Raw genomic sequence first — 14144 nt, forward strand, 5'->3', positions numbered from 1 at the left:
ATTATCTTCCAATAATCATTGTATAAGTGACAAGATGGAGGCCTACATGCACAGTTTGCTGATTGAAACAGAAATGTCTGAACTGGTGATAGGCCTGTCTTCTGAACATAACTATCGGGAGATTACGCCTCCACACCATCATTCTCGGGCGCAGTTTCTCTATGCGTCTAGTGGCATGATTCAGGTTTACACCCCCAACCATGTTTGGATTGTACCGCCCATGTGTGCGCTGTGGATTCCAGCAGGTATTGAGCACAGCGTCATTTCACTTAGCCATGTCAAAATGAATACGGCGCTAGTCGAAACTGCTGCCGCTGAACTGATGGGACAGCAATGTTTTATTATTCGTGTGAGCAAACTACTACATGAACTGCTGATCCGCTTAAATGCGCTAGAAAGTATGCCACCTTCTGCGGTGCTCAGCGCCGATGAACTGTCACGCTCCTTGCAGATTTTAATTTTTGATGAGATTCATAAAGCCAATCTACTACCGATTCAGATCCCTTGGCCGCAGGACAAACGTCTGCTACATATCTGCAAAACCATGCTCGATGCACCGGGTCAGCTAAAAGATTTAACTACATGGGCAGATGAGATTGGAGCCAGTTCTCGCACATTAATGCGCATGTTTCAAAAAGAAACGGGGCTGTCCTATCGAACATGGATTCAGCAAATGCATATTGCACATGCGCTAAGTAAAATTTCCAGCGGCGAATCTGTAACGCAAATTTCTAGATCACTGGGCTACAGCAACGCTAGTGCATTTAGTGCCATGTTTAAACGCCACCTAGGGCAACCTCCACAGCAGTTTAAACATGCGAGTAAATGAAGAATACAATCCGTTTAGTTTGCCAAGTGCTCGACAAATAGGATGCCATTGAGATGGTCGACTTCGTGCTGCACGATGCAAGCAGGAAAGCCAGCAAAAGCCAAAGTGATTTTAGTGCAGTCTTGGCTACCCAGATACTGGCGCACATGGTTTAGGTGTGATCTTTACTGATATTGCGGAACATTTGAAATAAGTTTTGAATGTTAAAAAGGCCCTGATGACGTTGCAGTGATCTAGGCTTTTTATGCTTATCTCAACATCAATTCCATATTGATGTATCCCAAAACGTAGCTTCAAACCATAAGATCTATTGCACCAGTCAGAAAAATTTAGAATGAACAATGATCTTTGGAAACTGGAGCATGCTCTGTAAAAGAAAAAGGGGGGAATTTTTGATTGATGCAAGAAATCTAAAGCTCAATATGCCCCATTATTTGGCTGAGTTATTCCTTTAATAAAATAGATGCACAACAATTTAACATTCAGACGAAAATACAAAAAATATCGTTGCCCTGAATTAATCCAGAAATAGCGCCAAAAATTATTCAAATTTTATTCATATTCAATTTTTATCGTTTTTTATTTAAGAATCATTCATTTAATTTTCTCAAGCAAAATTCGTTAAGCACCAAATTGGTGCATAAACAATTACATTTCGCAAGTGCTTGCTTTATATCGAGTCTTCTACAAGATTTAACGTTTTTAATCAAAATTTTCCACTTTAGAAATACTTCTCGAAACTTTTTCGATGGATATACTGAAGTCCTTTTCGTGAACTAGCGCACTAAACTGGAACACCTTATGCAAAATATTGATCTCCTCTTTCTCCTCCTTGGTGCAGTATTGGTTCTTGCTATGCACGCAGGATTTGCTTTTTTAGAACTCGGTACGGTACGTCATAAAAATCAGGTCAACGCGCTCAGTAAAATTCTAACGGACTTCTCTATTTCCGCAATTGCTTACTTTTTTGTGGGTTATTACATTTCATATGGGCAACACTTTTTTCATGTCGGCGACACTCTAGCAGCCGATCATGGTTATAACTTAATGCGTTGTTTCTTCCTCCTTACATTTGCCGCAGCTATTCCTGCCATTATTTCAGGCGGGATTGCAGAACGGGCGAAAATGCGCTCTCAAGCCATTGCGACTCTACTATTGGTCGCTTTGGTTTATCCTTTTTTTGAAGGCATGGCTTGGAACGGTAATTTTGGGCTTCAAAAATGGTTAGAAAGCACCTTTGGTGCATCTTTCCACGACTTTGCAGGTTCTGTAGTGGTGCATGCGATGGGCGGTTGGATTGCGCTTGCAGCAGTGCTTTTACTTGGTGCTCGACATGGTCGTTATAAAAAAGATGGTCGGATCAGCGCACATCCGCCATCAAGTATTCCATTTTTAGCCCTCGGTTCATGGATTTTGATTGTCGGCTGGTTTGGCTTTAATGTCATGAGCGCTCAACGCCTTGATGCCATTTCAGGTTTGGTCGCAATCAACTCACTCATGGCAATGGTCGGTGGTACATTATCGGCAAATTTCATGGGTAAGAATGACCCCGGTTTCTTACATAATGGACCATTGGCAGGTTTAGTTGCCATTTGTGCAGGTTCAGACGTGGTTCATCCTGTAGGTGCTTTAATTATTGGTGTTGTTGCTGGTGTCATCTTTGTCAAACTGTTTACCTACACACAAAGCAAATTGAAAATTGATGATGTCTTGGGTGTATGGCCACTGCATGGCGTGTGTGGCGCTTTTGGTGGTCTGGCCGTGGGTCTTTTCGGGCAAAAATGGCTCGGCGGATTGGGCGGTGTTTCTATGATTTCTCAATTTATTGGCACATTGCTGGCGATTAGCATTGCACTGGCTGGTGGCTTTATTGTTTATGGTGCACTCAAAGCAATGATGGGCATTCGTTTAGATCAAGAAGAAGAATTCCGCGGAGCAGATTTAAGTATTCACCGTATTTCTGCCAATTCAGAAGAAAATATGTTTTAAGCTCTATTCACACATATTTACGGTATGTAAAGCGGCCGATGTGCCGCTTTACTTATTTTCTAGCAACTCAAATGCTTATTTTAAATACTGCCACACTTGATCAAGTCGCTGAATTTTATGCTCAATTGACAAACTTTGTTCGAGACTTAAGGAATGAAAACCTTCTAGTAATAGCGCATGCATCCCCGCTTGTTTCGCACCATAAATATCATTCACAGGATGATCACCAATAAACAGACATTGCGCTTCAGAAATATTTAAAGCTCGGCTGGTCTGTTGAAATATCTCAGGTTTTGGCTTACTGATACCGACCAATTCCGAGCTTATAATTGCATCAAAATAACGGGTAAATCCTAAACCTTTCAAAATATTTAAACGTGTTGCATGACCGCCATTAGACACAACCGCTAGTTTAAAATGCTGTTGTTTTAATTGTGTTAATAGCGCTATTGCACCCGGCATCGCCACGGCAAATTGACCAAAATATTGAAACCAAAATTGTGTCAAGCCATCAAAGTCGGGCAAGATCTTCCATTCTAATTCTTGCCGTAAAGCATGCGCGACCGAAGCTCCAATACTGGGGTGAGTTAACATTTCCTTCTTGGGATATCCGCCATTATCAATTCGGTTAATAATCGCTTTTATCTGCATCACATCTGTCACAACTAAGTTTGTTTGAAACTGCTGCGCCAGAAAATGGCTATAAGCCAAAATACTGTTATCGCGGTGCGTTAGGGTATTGTCCAAATCAAATAGTACGGCTCGAATGGTCATAATTATACAGCGTTGTTTTTTTCTAATTTAGCACACTGAAGTGAACTGCAAATGCAGCATCATTGCTATATATATCTGTAGCTTGGAAAAGCAGAATTAAGTCAGAATTAAGCTGAGCCGTATTTAATAGATCTATTAAAAATAGAATACTGCAATACTATGCACTCGACACCACGTTTTTTCCTGACTCAAGGGCTCATATTAACTTTGAGTTTTATCCTGTTGCTGTTAATTTTCCCTGTGGGCGGTACTCTAGATCAGTCCATCATACAACCGTGGGTCGGTGTACATGGTACTTTTCCACTACGCAATGATTGGTCTCTTGCAGTTTTAAACCACCGCTATATCAAAAATATCTTAATTGCTGTTTATGTGTTTTATTTAGTCGCTTGGGTCCGCAGCTTCAAAGTTCCGAGCTTAAAAGCCCAACGTTTTGAACTCGGCTATTTCTTTTTTGTCGCTATTTTAAGTACAGCGGTCATTGGCTTGATTAAATCGCAGTCTGCACATGCCTGCCCTTGGAATATGAATGTACCTACTGCTGAAAGTTTTATCTGGAATTTCTCAGCAATTCATGGACATTGCTTTCCCGGTGGACATGCATCAACTGGCTTTGCCTTGATGACTGGATTTTTTACCTACCGCATCAGCAATCCTCGCCGCGCTTATTTTTTCTTAATTGCAGGACTGATTATAGGCTTTGGCTTTGGATGGGCTCAAATGATGCGTGGTGCACATTTCCTGAGCCATAACCTTTGGACTGCATGGATTGTCTGGGCATTTAATACAGCGTTCTACTTCTGCGCCTATCGCTATTTCCCAAAAACAACTGTGCCGAAGCGTAATGAACATAAACGCTTCGAATGGATTTAAAGATTAAAATCGAAGGATCTTTTAAGCGAACAACCCAGATGTAAGGCTGATGAATTTCATTTAGGAGTCACCTCCTACGCAACATGATTGTCATTTTGGAGTGGAATTTTAAGGGTGACTTTTAAGCCACCAAGGGTTTCACTTTTAGAGAAATCTAGTTCAGCACCAATATGCTTCGCGGCTTTATCTACAATGGCTAAGCCTAAACCACTGCCCACTTCTTCATGATTAAAAATACGATAAAAACGTTTTCGGATGTGTTCATACAGCGCAGGATCAATGCCAGGACCACTGTCTTCAACCTCAACAATGGCTTGTTCATCTTGCTGAAACACAGATACATTAATCATCCCCTCTTGCGGGGTATATTTAATGGCATTATCAATGAGGTTAAAAATAATCGAATGTACCGTAGGCTCTAAGCTATGCAGTGCAATACTTTGCTGCTGCTCCATCCCTAGATCAATATCTTTTTGCATGGCCAAATGAATCAACTGCTCAACACAATTTGCTGCCACCTGCTTTAAGTCAAAATTTTGTTTATGCTCTAATTCAAAGATTGAAGCATCTTGTTTGGCTAGGCTGAGCAACTGACTGACCAAATGCTGAATCCGAATTAAGCCCTTACTCAAATTCAATAAAGCATCATCTTGCGGAAATTTCTGTAGCAAAATCTGCATTTGTAAATTGAGTGCTGTAATTGGAGTACGTAATTCATGTGCTGCATCGGCAATAAATTGACGCTGTTCTTGCTGAGATAAAGAAATGCGTTCAAATAAATGATTGATTTCTAAAATGGTCGGCGCAATTTCTTCCGGATAAGGTGCATTGGAAATTGGCGACAATTCAAAAGCATCTCGTTTGGCCAATTCACGTTTGAACTTTTCGAGCGGTTGCAGACTGCGTTGAATGAGCCATCCTAAAGCAAAAAGCGCAAAAGGAATAATAATCGCATAAGGTAAAAACATACTGCTGGCCAATTCAGCAGCCAAATGTTGACGTACGGATTCTTGTTGGCTGACCTGAATCTGCTTATCCGCTAATGGCAATACATAAGTATGCCATTCATCACGTGGGGTAATATGTGTATAAAAACCCGCATGTTGTTTCGGTGGAACCAAAAGTTTTAATTGATGTTTTTGCTGCGCATTAGATTCGTAACTCCAAACGTCGACAAATAAATCTTCTTCGTGATAACGCTTGTGTTGATCAAATTGACTTTGGATCGGCTCAGGATTATGCGCCGCAACGCGCTCAGCCAAATTTTGCATTTGCGCATCTAAAATTTCATTAATTTCTTCGAGCGCAATACGGTAGGCGGAAAACACCAACACACAGCCCAATAACATACTGAAAATAGACACATAAACAATCAGTCTCTTTTTCAGAGAATAGGGAGTGTGTTGCATTTAAAATATTGTCCTAATGGTTTAACCCAAACGATAACCCAAACCACGAATGGTCCGAATAAAATCTTTATCCAGTTTGGTTCTTAGATGATGCACATAAACTTCAATGGTATTACTGCTAATTTCACTATCAAAATCATAAAGCTTATCTTCGAGATTCGCTTTAGAAAAAATCTTATTTGGATGAGTCACTAACGGAATAAGAATTGCCCATTCCCGATTAGACAAATCAACATACTGCCCTTTATAACGTGCTAAATGTTGCTCTACATCCAGCACCAATTCACCATGTTTGATTACTTTTTGGGTGCTGTCTTGCGTTGCTGCACCAGTACGACGTAATAAGGCATGGATACGTGCCAATAATTCATCAAACTCATAAGGTTTAATTAAATAATCATCTGCACCTTGGTTTAAACCATCGACACGATTTTGCAATTGATCTCGCGCAGAAATAATCAATACAGGTAATTGGGGATAGATCTGACGAATTTGCTTTAACACTTGCATGCCGTCCATCATTGGAAGTCCCAAATCCAGTAAGACGATATCGATTCCACCCTGCTGAATCAACTTTAAGCCATCAATGCCATTATTCACCCACTCCACATCAAACTGTTGGTAGTTCAATAGCGTTTTGGTCGATTCGGCAATCATGAAATCATCTTCAATAATAAGTATTTTATGCATGGCTTAGATCCTGCTTTGAGCGGTATGAGCGCATTGTTGCAACATATTGTTCTTTTCATCAATCACCTGCGTTTGAATACCTAACAGGCTTAGCATTGATGGAAATAAATTATCCTGGCTTAATTTTTGACCTTTTTGTGCCACTAAACAATTATATTCTGCTGAATTATGTTTTTGCCAATCCTGTGAAAACCACATCAGCATAGGTACATGGGTTTGTTGCGTAGGTGCAATCGCATAGGGCGAACCATGTAAATACAGTCCACGCTCTCCAGTCGATTCACCATGATCTGATAAATACCATAATCCAGTTTGATAGTTTGTTGTGGTTTTTAAAGTATTCATCAATTCGCTAAGTACATGGTCTGTATAGACAATACTATTGTCATAACTATTGATTAACGCAGTCGATGTACAACCTTGAATCGCATTTGAATTACACGTCGGTTTAAATTTTTGAAATTCAGGGCGACTGCGTTTGAAATAAGCGGGGCCATGACTCCCTATTTGGTGTAATACTATCAAACGTGGTGAATGATCATCTTTTGGAATCGCTGCCAAATAGTCTTTTAAAGCATCGACCAAAATACCATCGAAACATTCACCTTCAGCATCACACCATTTTTGTTTCAACTTTTCAGGAAATTCATATTTTTCCACACGGGTACACGTGCCCTTACAGCCTGAATTATTATCCATCCAAGTCACTTTATAACCCGCACGCTGCGCAATATCGAGTAAACCTTCACGATGCCCTGCGAGCTGCTCATCATATTCAGTTCGTGGCATACCTGAAAACATACACGGTACAGAAACCGCAGTGGCTGTTCCGCAAGAACTCACTTGACTAAAATTAATGATGTTTTGTTGACTGAGTTCAGGATTGGTATTTTTACTATAACCATTTAAAGAAAAGCTTTCAGCACGTGCCGTTTCACCTACCACCAGCACCATCATTTTTGGTAATTGACCTTGACTCGATTTGTTTACAAAATGAGCATCTTCACCATAGGTCACTAAAGGTAAATTCTTTTTCGGTGCTTTTTTGTGGTAATAGGAAAACGTAGAAGCAATACTATTTTGCGGTGAAAGCATACCTTTCAAATCGCGGTGTTCACGAAAGATCGCTGCATAATCAACAAAATACACAAACAATAATCCAGCCATAACAACGAGTGACAATACAATGTTCAGCGCTTTTTTACCTAATACAGTGCGTAAAGCTTCAGTTCGAATGGGTAATAGTAATGTCACAACAACTGGAACAATGACCAGTCCAAAAACCCAAATGAAAAATTGCGGCGAAATTAAATCATTTACTTCTTTGATGTCTGTTTGCATCATATTTTGTACTTGATCCGACGTAATCGTGACACCTAGACTATTTACAAAATAGGCACTCAGTCCGCCAATAATCAGTAGTACGTTCGCTAAAATTTTAAAATTCCAGCGCCATTGCACCAATTGCATCAACACATTATACAGCGCAACCACCACAACCACAGTTGCTGCGATAAACAGTCCAGCTTTACCACCCGAATAAGGCGTGAGTTGTTGAATTTGCTGATAAAAAGCAATGTTCAACCCCAATCCTAGCCAAATAGACAGGATTAAATTCAGTTGGCTTAAACTCAGCTGTGGTAATTTTTGCTGAATCTTATGTATTGCATTAAGCATATCGGCATCAATATTTAATCTTTGATATTTTAATCTAAAAATTGAAACTTAAAAATCACTTAAAAGTATGATCAAAAAACAAAAAAGGCGATGTAAAACATCGCCTTTTGATTCATCAATACGAAATCTTAGAACTTAAATTCAAGCCCAGTACCCACTACAGGTTGTTCGCTTTCATTCGAACCTTGTTCAAGTGCTAAATAGCCTGCATAACCATAAGCTTTGACTTGTTTACTAAATGCATAATCTACGCCAGCAATTAACTGCAGAGCTTCGTAGTCATCACCAACTTTGTAAGTGGTCGTGTTTTGACTATATTGAGCTTTCACTGTCCACGCTTTTGCAGATGGTAGATTGTACTCTGCTCCTACTAACCAACCTTGTGCATCATCAATATTGGCAGCCGCTGTATCATTACCTGTTGCATTTTCAACTTCAGATGTTTGATAAAGTGCTTTGAGTGCTAAGCCACCATCAAGGTTGACACGACCAATTGCACGAATGGTATTTGCTGCTGCAAATACTTTGGTTCCAGCCACTTCTGGTTGTGAAGCATTTAAGATGCCTACACCACCGAAGTTTGAAGGAATCGCTTTGTCATAAGCTAAACCTGCAACCACGATAGGGCTGTCATACACAACAGATGCAGACCACGCATCACCTAAACCACGGCCCGCAGTTTTCACCACACCTTTATCGTTTTTGATCCCAGAAGATTCACCACTGGCAAGTAATGCATTGACTTTAATTGCACCATCCGCCACTTTGAAAGCAGGAGATTCATAAATTACTGCATTTGCAACGCGGTTATCACCGGTCATAATGCCTGTTATGTCAGCACGGTTACCTACATAGTTATTAAAAGTATCGACTGGGCTAGACAGTTGTTTTAACGGTGTATCATGTGCACCAATTTTTAATGTACCAAGTTTCGCATCTTTCAGACCGACAAAGCGGTTACGCTTAGACCAGTCATCCCCTTCGCCATCTGAGTTAAATGACCATTCAATTGCATATACGGCACTTAAACGATCAGTCAGTTTTTCATCACCTTTCAAACCAACAAATGAACTATTTGAACTGATTTCCACCACATCTTTGTCAGAAAAACCTGATTTATTGTCTTCAGGTAAATAATCTACAGATGCGTCGATTTCCCCGTAAAACGTTGGTGCTGCAAAAGTTGATCCTGCCAAAAGGCTTAAAGCAATCGCCGCTGCTAACTTAGTTTTCATTCAAAAAATTTCCTTAAATTATTTTGTAACAGATATTACACACGCGTAACTTGTTACAAAATTATTAAAATAATATTTGCAATGCTCTTTTAGTTCTTTAGCTGCATGAACACAATCAAAATCTTGATTTATCAATGTTTTTGCTCATTTTTTGTGTATTTGACCATAAAATTATTGGAATTAAACTCAATACCGCCACCACAGAAATCAGAAATAAATAGCTGCTATATCCCAGTTGATCGGCAAAATATCCACTGATGCTATAAAGACCACCACTAACAGTCGCCATTAACGCCACCTGAAACGTGAAGTCCGTACCTGCAAAATTTTTACGGCTGTATTGCATCACCAAGGTCAGCATTACGACCAACAGCATGGCTGAAACCATATCTTCAGCGGCATTAATGCCATAAATGATCCAAGCATTGACCTGCTGTTTTGCGTCAAATTGCAAAGCCAGCCATGCATAAGCCAGCAGCGTTAATATTTTTAAAATTGAAAAACTAATCAGCGCTTGTGCACGTGACAGATATTTCAAACTCATTCCTGCAAGTCCAGCACCAATTAAAGCTGCAACCGCACCAAGCATGGTGACATACAGCCCAATTTGACTAAAACTCAGCCCCATATCGACCATTAAAGGTTTTAATAACGGTCCTGCCAGACCATCGGCAAGCTTAAAACTCAGCAAGACCCATAACCACATCAGCAAGGTTTTGGTTTCAGTAAAATAAGCCAAATAGCGTTTTATCGACTGCTGAAAACTGAGTTTTTCCGTATTATTTTCAGATAGAGGGATATCAGAATGCTTGACTCTTTCAGCTTCGCGATAGCATAAAATCGGTACAGTATTGAGAAAAACCAATGCGGCTAGAAATAAAAACGTTGCTTGCCAATGCAGCCAGTCTAAAGCCCATAAAACTGCACCTCCGCCGACAATAAAGCCCAGACGCGAGCCGATCACTTGAAATGTATTACCCCAATGTTGTTGATCATTTTTAAGTATGTTGACAGCCAAACCATCCGTTGCAATGTCTTGGGTTGCACCAACCATGTTCATACTCAGCAGCACTATAAAGAACAGCAACAAATAAACAGGCTGATTCAGACTTTCTATTGGTAAAAATGACAGCAGCACTAAAATAAAGATCGTCAGCAGTTGCGTGGGTACTATCCAGCTACGGTAGTGTCCTTTTGAAGCTAAGCCGTGTTGATCGACTAAAGGCGCCCAAAATATTTTGATTGACCATGGCAGCATCAGTAAGCCAAAGCCGCCTATATGCGTAAGTGATACTCCTTCTGCTCTTAAGATGACAGGCAAAGCATGCGTCATAAAGCCCACAGGTAAACCTTGTGCCCAATATAAGGAAAACAGTAAGAGATAAAGCTGGCGCATGTATTTCTCTGCGTTGAATGAGCAAAAAGAAGCACTTAGAGTATAAAAACTATAACGAATTTGCCAATGATCTTAAATTGGCTTCAACCTATGATGAAAGTCATAGACAAGATATGTCGAAGGCAACATGGCAGGATGCCACGCCATTACACAAAAAAAGAAGATGACATGAATAATGATCTACAGCTATTTCCTGAGTTACCTGACCAAGTACCATCACGTGGTTCAGCGATTTCGCGCTTAGTTTTTAAAAAGTTATTTTTAGCCCAAGGTTGGCGCTTTACGGGTGAGTTTCCAAACTTACCCAAGGCCGTTGCCATTATTTCACCGCATACCTCAAATATAGATGCATGGTATGGTTTTCTAGCACTACTTGGTATCGGAATTCAAATCACGATTTTTGGTAAAAACAGCTTATTTGATACGCCATTAAAACCGCTGCTGCAATGGATCGGTGTCATCCCTGTCAATCGTGATAATCCCAAGGGTTTAACCCGTGAAATTGCCGAGATTGTACATTCACGTGATCAGATTTGGATTGGTATGGCACCAGAAGGTACACGTAAAAAAGCCGATAAAATTCGCAGTGGATTTTACTATATTGCCTATGAAGCACAGATTCCAATCGTGATGTTTAGTTTTGATTATGCTGAAAAAACCATACGCTGTTTAGGGACATTTTCCCCAACAGGTGACTATGCTGCCGATTTGGACAAAATATTAAATCTGTATGAAGGTCACTTTTCACCACGCAACCCTGAGTGGTTGGCTCTGCCGTTACAAAAGCACTGGAAAAAGCCCTAGTCAAAGCATGTTTTTTTTGATGTGATGTGCAACTTGTTTAATTTACAATCAGATTTCAATCATGAAACTATCGCATTTCTTTATTCCAAGCCTTTTGGTGCTTGGTTTAGCAGGCTGTGACTCTGCAACCAAAACTCCCTCTACCGCTACACCAACACCGGTAAAAGCTCGCGAACCTGTGATTGCCATTGCTTTGGGTGGTGGTGGTGCCAAAGGTTTTGCTCATATTGGTGTCATCAAGGTTCTTGAATCTCATGGCATTAAACCGACAATTGTTACGGGTACCAGTGCAGGTAGTTTCGTAGGCAGTTTATATGCCAGCGGCAAAACACCGTATCAAATGCAACAATTGGCACTAAATTTCAAGGAATCGGATATTCGTGACCTGACTTTAAATAGCCAAGGCGTGATTCAGGGTCAAAAATTACAAGACTTTGTAAACAAGAGCATCGGCAATAAAACCATTGAGCAATTTCCAAAACGCTTTGCCGCAGTCGCAACCCGTTTAGACAATGGGAATAAAACCGAATTTAACCGTGGTAACGCAGGTCAAGCGGTGCGCGCTTCTTGCAGTATTCCAAACGTCTTTGTCCCTGCAACCATTGCTGGAGTGAAATATGTCGATGGTGGATTGGTCAGCCCAATCCCAGTCAAAACTGCACGTGATATGGGGGCCGACATTGTGATTGCCGTTGATATCTCAGCACGTCCAGATGGAACAAAAGCTGTGAGTATGTTTGGTCTGCTCGATCAAACCATCAACATTATGGGTCAGCACAGCATTAATGAAGAACTGAAAAATGCCAATATCGTAATCCAACCGAAAGTCGGTCATATTGGTACACTGGATTTAAAATCAAGTAATGCCACAATATTAGAAGGTGAAAAAGCAGCTCAACTCAAAATTAATAGCATTGAAAAAGCCATTAATGATTTTAGACAATCACCTGCTGCATTGAAGCCTGCACCGAAAGCTCGAATATAAATCAATGATTTTTTAATATTCATTGGTTTATACATCTGCTACATTGATATAGATATTGCTTCATCTATATCAATGTTCCCATTATAAGAGTAGATGTATGGAATTTATTTTAGAACCTTGGCACTGGTTTGTTTTAGGCGTCGCTTTGATGCTTTTTGAACTGGTTTTGCCGTCTTTTGCTGCCCTATGGTTTGGCGTATCGGCTATTTTAGTCGGTGTTTTATATTGGATTTTTCCATCTATGGACTTTAATGTCCAAATTATCATCTGGATTATCCTTGCAATTGTATGCACATTTTCATGGTTTAAATTTATCAAGCCACTTTCTATCGATAAAACCAAAGCAGGTCTTTCACGCGAAGCGACGATTGGACAAGTGGGTATGGTCATCCAAACTCAACTAGAACATGGCTCAGTCAAAGTCCGTTTTCCCATGCCTGTATTAGGTTCAGATGAATGGCATTGCCGTACTCAAGATCAACTCCAAGTCGGTGACCGTGTTCGTGTCATTGATATTTTAGGAAATGATTTAGTCGTTCAACTGCATAGCAGCAACCACCCAAATGACCATCAATAAATAAGAGAGTAATCAAATGTCTGGTGTTTCTATTGTTTTTTTAGCCTTTTTAGTTTTTGTGGCCGTCACCATTTTTAAAGGTGTACGTATTGTTCCTCAAGGTTATAAATGGATTGTACAGCGTCTTGGTAAATATGACACAACCCTCAATCCAGGTTTGAACTTCGTCATCCCTTATATTGATGAAGTGGCTTATAAAGTAACGACCAAAGACATCGTACTGGATATTCCATCACAAGAAGTGATCAGCCGTGATAACGCTGTACTCCTCATGAATGCTGTGGCTTATATCAATTTAACCACCCCTGAAAAAGCAGTGTACGGCATTGAAAACTATACATGGGCAATTCAAAACCTCGTACAAACATCATTGCGTTCAATTGTCGGTGAAATGGATCTAGATGATGCTCTGTCTTCACGTGACCACATTAAAGCTAAACTTAAAGCAGCCATCTCAGATGATATTTCAGACTGGGGTATTACGCTAAAAACTGTAGAAATTCAGGATATTAAACCTTCTCATACCATGCAAGCAGCAATGGAAGAACAAGCTGCGGCTGAACGTCAACGTCGAGCAACCGTGACCAAAGCTGATGGTGAAAAACAAGCTGCTATTTTGGAGGCTGATGGTCGTCTTGAAGCTTCACGTCGTGATGCTGAAGCACAAATCGTACTGGCTGAATCTTCACAACGTGCTATTGAATTGGTGAGCTCGGCTGTCGGTGATAAAGAAATTCCTGTTGCCTACTTACTGGGTGAGCAGTATGTGAAAGCCATGCAGGATATGGCGAAATCGAACAATGCCAAGACTGTGGTCTTACCAGCTGATATCATGAATACTATCCGTGGTGTCATGGGTCGCAATAATTAAAAATTGATTTTATTGAATTTTTAATGGGTCGTTTT

Annotated in this window: 13 protein-coding genes and 2 pseudogenes; 8 read left to right on the forward strand and 7 right to left on the reverse strand. The window is 40.3% G+C overall.

Annotation, left to right across the window (positions count from 1 at the left end; all coding sequences use genetic code 11):
* The first annotated feature begins 46 nt into the window (after positions 1 to 46).
* On the forward strand, positions 47 to 829 hold the full coding sequence (locus B9T33_RS10700) for an AraC family transcriptional regulator (RefSeq protein WP_086178887.1): 783 nt from the start codon (positions 47 to 49) through the stop codon (positions 827 to 829).
* 14 nt (positions 830 to 843) lie between these two features.
* Here the strand turns inward: B9T33_RS10700 and B9T33_RS10705 are convergent.
* Positions 844 to 927, reverse strand: a pseudogene (locus tag B9T33_RS10705) (peptide deformylase); the annotation flags it as partial.
* A 20-nt stretch (positions 928 to 947) separates the two neighbouring features.
* Between B9T33_RS10705 and B9T33_RS16680 the strand changes: the two are divergent.
* Positions 948 to 1022: pseudogene (locus B9T33_RS16680) on the forward strand (dihydroxyacetone kinase); the annotation flags it as partial.
* 608 nt (positions 1023 to 1630) lie between these two features.
* Complete coding sequence (locus B9T33_RS10710; protein ID WP_086178889.1) at positions 1631 to 2818, forward strand: ammonium transporter; 1188 nt, start codon at positions 1631 to 1633, stop codon at positions 2816 to 2818.
* Between the two features lie 75 nt (positions 2819 to 2893).
* On the opposite strand, the gene B9T33_RS10715 is transcribed toward B9T33_RS10710, so the two are convergent.
* Positions 2894 to 3592: an HAD family hydrolase gene (locus tag B9T33_RS10715; RefSeq protein WP_086178890.1), complete on the reverse strand. Its 699-nt coding sequence runs from the start codon at positions 3590 to 3592 to the stop codon at positions 2894 to 2896.
* A 159-nt stretch (positions 3593 to 3751) separates the two neighbouring features.
* Between B9T33_RS10715 and B9T33_RS10720 the strand changes: the two genes are divergently transcribed.
* Positions 3752 to 4465: a phosphatase PAP2 family protein gene (locus tag B9T33_RS10720; RefSeq protein ID WP_086178891.1), complete on the forward strand. Its 714-nt coding sequence runs from the start codon at positions 3752 to 3754 to the stop codon at positions 4463 to 4465.
* A 74-nt stretch (positions 4466 to 4539) separates the two neighbouring features.
* Here B9T33_RS10720 and B9T33_RS10725 read toward each other — a convergent pair whose 3' ends face one another.
* The 5 genes from B9T33_RS10725 to B9T33_RS10745 all read right to left on the reverse strand — a co-directional run bounded on the left by B9T33_RS10725 (position 4540) and on the right by B9T33_RS10745 (position 10872).
* Complete coding sequence (locus tag B9T33_RS10725; RefSeq protein WP_086178892.1) at positions 4540 to 5874, reverse strand: ATP-binding protein; 1335 nt, start codon at positions 5872 to 5874, stop codon at positions 4540 to 4542.
* A gap of 21 nt (positions 5875 to 5895) precedes the next feature.
* Complete coding sequence (locus B9T33_RS10730; protein WP_086178893.1) at positions 5896 to 6564, reverse strand: response regulator transcription factor; 669 nt, start codon at positions 6562 to 6564, stop codon at positions 5896 to 5898.
* Between the two features lie 3 nt (positions 6565 to 6567).
* On the reverse strand, positions 6568 to 8241 hold the full coding sequence (locus B9T33_RS10735; RefSeq protein ID WP_086178894.1) for a phosphoethanolamine transferase: 1674 nt from the start codon (positions 8239 to 8241) through the stop codon (positions 6568 to 6570).
* Between the two features lie 128 nt (positions 8242 to 8369).
* Positions 8370 to 9476 (reverse strand): porin, encoded by a 1107-nt coding sequence (locus B9T33_RS10740; protein WP_086178895.1) that lies wholly within the window; start codon positions 9474 to 9476, stop codon positions 8370 to 8372.
* A gap of 115 nt (positions 9477 to 9591) precedes the next feature.
* Positions 9592 to 10872 (reverse strand): MFS transporter, encoded by a 1281-nt coding sequence (locus tag B9T33_RS10745; RefSeq protein WP_086178896.1) that lies wholly within the window; start codon positions 10870 to 10872, stop codon positions 9592 to 9594.
* 168 nt (positions 10873 to 11040) lie between these two features.
* Between B9T33_RS10745 and B9T33_RS10750 the strand changes: the two genes are divergently transcribed.
* From B9T33_RS10750 to B9T33_RS10765, 4 genes are all read left to right on the forward strand, one after another.
* Entirely contained in the window at positions 11041 to 11676 is a 636-nt protein-coding gene (locus B9T33_RS10750) for a 1-acyl-sn-glycerol-3-phosphate acyltransferase (protein WP_086178917.1), read from the forward strand.
* 61 nt (positions 11677 to 11737) lie between these two features.
* Positions 11738 to 12661, forward strand: a complete 924-nt coding sequence (locus B9T33_RS10755) for a patatin-like phospholipase family protein (protein ID WP_086178897.1) — start codon at positions 11738 to 11740, stop codon at positions 12659 to 12661.
* Positions 12662 to 12758: 97 nt separating this feature from the next.
* On the forward strand, positions 12759 to 13238 hold the full coding sequence (locus B9T33_RS10760) for an NfeD family protein (RefSeq protein WP_086178898.1): 480 nt from the start codon (positions 12759 to 12761) through the stop codon (positions 13236 to 13238).
* A gap of 16 nt (positions 13239 to 13254) precedes the next feature.
* The gene (locus B9T33_RS10765; RefSeq protein WP_086178899.1) at positions 13255 to 14109 is read left to right on the forward strand and encodes an SPFH domain-containing protein; all 855 of its coding nucleotides are present in this window, start codon (positions 13255 to 13257) and stop codon (positions 14107 to 14109) included.
* Positions 14110 to 14144: the final 35 nt, after the last annotated feature.

Origin of the sequence: Acinetobacter sp. ANC 5054 (assembly GCF_002135295.1) — a bacterium.
Classification (GTDB): Bacteria; Pseudomonadota; Gammaproteobacteria; order Pseudomonadales; family Moraxellaceae; genus Acinetobacter.

Bases quoted from the DNA above. Each gene is read 5' to 3' on its own strand.
- B9T33_RS10700 (WP_086178887.1), top strand. From the start codon at position 47: ATGCACAGTTTGCTGATTGAAACAGAAATGTCTGAACTGGTGATAGGC.
- B9T33_RS10710 (WP_086178889.1), top strand. From the start codon at position 1,631: ATGCAAAATATTGATCTCCTCTTTCTCCTCCTTGGTGCAGTATTGGTT.
- B9T33_RS10715 (WP_086178890.1), bottom strand. From the start codon at position 3,592: ATGACCATTCGAGCCGTACTATTTGATTTGGACAATACCCTAACGCAC.
- B9T33_RS10720 (WP_086178891.1), top strand. From the start codon at position 3,752: ATGCACTCGACACCACGTTTTTTCCTGACTCAAGGGCTCATATTAACT.
- B9T33_RS10725 (WP_086178892.1), bottom strand. From the start codon at position 5,874: ATGCAACACACTCCCTATTCTCTGAAAAAGAGACTGATTGTTTATGTG.
- B9T33_RS10730 (WP_086178893.1), bottom strand. From the start codon at position 6,564: ATGCATAAAATACTTATTATTGAAGATGATTTCATGATTGCCGAATCG.
- B9T33_RS10735 (WP_086178894.1), bottom strand. From the start codon at position 8,241: ATGCTTAATGCAATACATAAGATTCAGCAAAAATTACCACAGCTGAGT.
- B9T33_RS10740 (WP_086178895.1), bottom strand. From the start codon at position 9,476: ATGAAAACTAAGTTAGCAGCGGCGATTGCTTTAAGCCTTTTGGCAGGA.
- B9T33_RS10745 (WP_086178896.1), bottom strand. From the start codon at position 10,872: ATGCGCCAGCTTTATCTCTTACTGTTTTCCTTATATTGGGCACAAGGT.
- B9T33_RS10750 (WP_086178917.1), top strand. From the start codon at position 11,041: ATGAATAATGATCTACAGCTATTTCCTGAGTTACCTGACCAAGTACCA.
- B9T33_RS10755 (WP_086178897.1), top strand. From the start codon at position 11,738: ATGAAACTATCGCATTTCTTTATTCCAAGCCTTTTGGTGCTTGGTTTA.
- B9T33_RS10760 (WP_086178898.1), top strand. From the start codon at position 12,759: ATGGAATTTATTTTAGAACCTTGGCACTGGTTTGTTTTAGGCGTCGCT.
- B9T33_RS10765 (WP_086178899.1), top strand. From the start codon at position 13,255: ATGTCTGGTGTTTCTATTGTTTTTTTAGCCTTTTTAGTTTTTGTGGCC.